The sequence below is a fragment of the Massilia sp. P2_C2 genome (genome assembly GCF_056404615.1).
On the sequence record NZ_JBFUDR010000453.1, the window covers coordinates 1 to 3,584 of the forward strand.

2 protein-coding genes and 1 tRNA gene are annotated in these 3,584 nt (G+C 62.9%); 2 read left to right on the forward strand and 1 reads right to left on the reverse strand.

Annotated elements, in window-relative coordinates:
• Positions 1–5: 5 nt before the first annotated feature.
• Positions 6–96, reverse strand: a tRNA-Ser gene (locus AC1DYX_RS29195).
• Between the two features lie 211 nt (positions 97–307).
• On the opposite strand from AC1DYX_RS29195, the gene AC1DYX_RS29200 reads away from it, so the two are divergent.
• Together AC1DYX_RS29200 and AC1DYX_RS29205 are read left to right on the forward strand one after the other, a co-directional pair.
• Positions 308–3,010 carry a polysaccharide deacetylase family protein gene (locus AC1DYX_RS29200; protein ID WP_477265425.1) on the forward strand — a complete coding sequence of 901 codons (2,703 nt, stop codon included), beginning with the start codon at positions 308–310 and terminating at the stop codon, positions 3,008–3,010.
• A gap of 55 nt (positions 3,011–3,065) precedes the next feature.
• Positions 3,066–3,377, forward strand: a complete 312-nt coding sequence (locus tag AC1DYX_RS29205) for a KTSC domain-containing protein (RefSeq protein WP_477265426.1) — start codon at positions 3,066–3,068, stop codon at positions 3,375–3,377.
• Positions 3,378–3,584: the final 207 nt, after the last annotated feature.

The window sequence follows — 3,584 nt, forward strand, 5'->3', positions numbered from 1 at the left end:
TCTCCTGGCGGAGAGAGGGGGATTCGAACCCCCGATAGGCTATGAACCTATACACGCTTTCCAGGCGTGCGACTTAAACCACTCATCCATCTCTCCTGATGGGTTCACGAACGCGCTTGTTCGCGAAGCCGCCTATTATAGCAAGGATTCTCGGCAGTACAAGAGCATCCTGCCATCGCATCCTGCCATCGCGTAGACCACACCCGCCCTACAGGATTGCGTCACCACAAACGTTAAGTTTTTGTTGGCCTCCATCATCACAGTGATGGTATTGTTTCCAAGATAAAACTTTTCAACAACAACCGCCGTGAAACGCAAAGTCCTCTACCTCGTCATCTTCGCCGTCGCTGCAGCCGGCGCCGCCAGTGGCACTTGGCTCGTCAACCACAAGCCGGCTCCCCAAGCGCAAGCACAAGCAAAGGAAGCCACCGCCATCGCCGCCGACCTCAAGCAGGTCCTGGCCGCCTACCGCAAGATGATCGTACTGACGCAGGACGAAGCCGGCCTGTCGACAAGCGGCCAGCAAGAGATCAACCACATCGGCCAGCAACTGTTCCACGAGAACCAGGAGCGCATCAACAAGATCGACGATGCACTGGCAAACCTGGTCGGCTCGCAGAATCCACGTCGCTTCGAGGCGATCGGCGCCCTGCTCGATTACGTCGAGTCGAACGAAGGCCTGTACGACGCCGACCGCCTCGCCTTCCGCGAGCCGATGCAATCACTGCTCGACCTCGTCGCGAAGGATTCCTCGCTGCCCGCGATCAAGCTGCACAAGCGCATCTCCGAAGACCTCGACGCGCTGGCCGAGATCGAACGCAATTACGAGAAGGAGATCCGCGCCGTGTTCGGGCGCTTCGAGACGCGCTCCATCACCCTGAAGCGCGAAAAGTGGGACGGCTACGTCGCCTACCTGAAGACGCTCTACCAGCGCGACCAGATCCTCAAGGATTACGGCGTCGTGCTGCCCTACCCGGCCAAGCCTGAGCCGACGGAACCGGGCCCGGCGCAGGACCAAGGAGCGCAGGCGCAAAAGGAAGAGGACGAGATCTTCGGCAAGGGCCTGCCGAAGAAGACGATCGTGCTCACGTTCGACGACGGTCCGCACCGCCGCTACAGCGAAGAGATCGCGGCAATCCTGAAGCAGTATGACGCGCCCGCCGTGTTCTTCAGCGTCGGCCGCAACCTCGGCACGCTCGATGCGCATGGCACCGCGCGGCTGAATGCGGGCGCGGAAGTCAGCCGCAAGCTGAAGGCGGCCGGCTATGTGCTCGCGAATCACAGCTTCACGCACGCACAGCTGTCGAAGGAGAGCGGCGACAGTCTGAAAGCCGAGATCCTCGATACGGACACGCTGCTGAAAGCCGTCGATCCGCAACGCTCCGCGCTGTTCCGCTTTCCCTACGGCGCGCGCAACAAGGAAGGCATGCATCTGCTGGCCGATGCGCACCTGAAGTCGGTCATGTGGAACATCGATTCGCTCGACTGGGCCGATCCGGTGCCCTCCTCCATCGCCGACCGCGTGCTGCACGCCGTCGAGAAGGAAGGCCGCGGCATCATCCTGTTCCACGACATCCACGAGCGCACCGTGAAGGCCCTGCCGGCGATCCTCGACCGTCTCGTCGCCGAGGGTTATCAGTTCGCCGGCTGGGACGGCACCACGTTCCGCGTGTCCGGTGGAACGAACGCCGCGCCGCCCCCCGTCGCGCGCGCGGCCGCGACGGGGTATGCGGCGTCGTGGGCGATCGTCGTCGGCGTCGACAACTATCCGAAATGGCCGCACCTGCAGTATGCCGTGCGCGATGCGGAAGGCGTCGGCCAGACGCTCGTGCAGAAGTTCGGCTTCGCGCCCGATCACGTGGTCACTTTGAAGAACGAGCAGGCCACGCGGCGCGGCATCCTCGCCGCATTCCACGATCTCGTGGGCCACGGTGGGAATAATGGACAAAATACGGGCCTGCAACCGAACGACCGCGTATTCGTGTTCTTCGCCGGCCACGGCGCCACGCGCAAGCTCAGTTCCGGCCGCGATCTCGGCTACATCGTGCCGTACGACGCCGATCCGGAGAACCTGTCCAGCGACGCCATCCCGATGACGGAAATCCAGAACATCGCCGAAAGCCTGCCCGCAAAGCACGTGCTGTTCGTGATGGATGCGTGCTACAGCGGCCTGGGACTCACGCGCGGCGGCGCCAATGCGGCCCTCCTGCGCGATAACGCGAAGCGTCTCGGCCGGCAGATGCTGACGGCGGGCGGCACGGACCAGATGGTGTCGGACGGCGGCCCGAACGGCCACTCCGTGTTCACGTGGACGCTGCTGCAGGGCCTCGGCGGCAAGGCCGACCTGAACGGCGATGGCCTCATCACGGCGACGGAATTGGCGGCGTATGTGGCGCCGGCCGTGTCCAGCGTGTCGCAGCAGACGCCCGCCTTCGGCAGCCTGCCGGGGTCGGAAGGCGGCGACTTCGTGTTCGAACTGCCCGATGAAAGCGAATTCCTGAATACGAACACGGCGCAGCTGTCGAACGATGCCATCGCCCTCAATACCAAGCTGGATGCGAAGGCGTCGGCGCCGACCGCGCCCGTCGTCGTGAAGGATTTGCAGGGCGGCGAGCAGACGATCAAGGCGCCGGCTGCGGTCCCGGTCTCGGGCCGCCAGCAGGCACAGCGCGCCAACGATCACGGCCTGCAGCTGTACAAGGAAAAGCAGTACGCGCAAGCGGAGACCCAGTTCACGGAAGCGCTGAAACTGCGGCCGAATTTCGCGCTGGCGGCAAACAATCTCGGCTTCGTGTACTACAAGCAGGAGAAGTTCGCGGAAGCCGCGCGCTGGTTCGAGAACGCCATCAAAATGGATCCGTCGCGCGCGATCGCGTACATGAACCTGGGCGACGCGTATGCGCGCGCGGGCGATGGCGACAAGGCGAAGGCGGCGTACAAGACCTATCTCGAGCTGGCGCCGAACGGCTCCGGTGCGGGATATGCGCGGGGGCAGATCGAGAAGTTATAGAATCGTCGAACGCATGGTGGACATGCATCGCRACGGGACAAACGACATCATGGACATGAAACGCATCAACGCAGGCAAACTGCGCGCCATCGGCTACGACGCGCGCGAGCGCATCCTGCGCGTGGAATTCGACGACGGCAGCGCCATCGATTACTCGGGCGTCGGCAGCGAGGTATGGCGGCGCTTTTCGACGTCGGGCGCGGCCTGGAGTTTTTATCGGGACAATATCGAGGAAGAGTTTGCGGGCAAGCGCGGGCGCGCGGCGGTGGACAGCAAGCGGGCCGAGTTGGACGCGTTGTTCGGCGGCGGCGAAGCGCCGAAGAAGCCGAATCCGCTTGATGCGCTATTCAAACAACCCGACAAGTAGACAGAATGTATTGACCTACCAACCTCAACGGACGCGGGTTACGCTGAGGGTTGGTGAACCTTTCGGCGCAGAGCCGCAATTGAGGAGGTAGGTCATGAACGAGTTTAGCAAATATGTAGGCCTGGATGTCCATAAGGCGACGATCGCTGTCTCGATTGCGGACAGTGCCGGTGGCGATCCACGTTTCTACGGCGAGATAGCCAACAC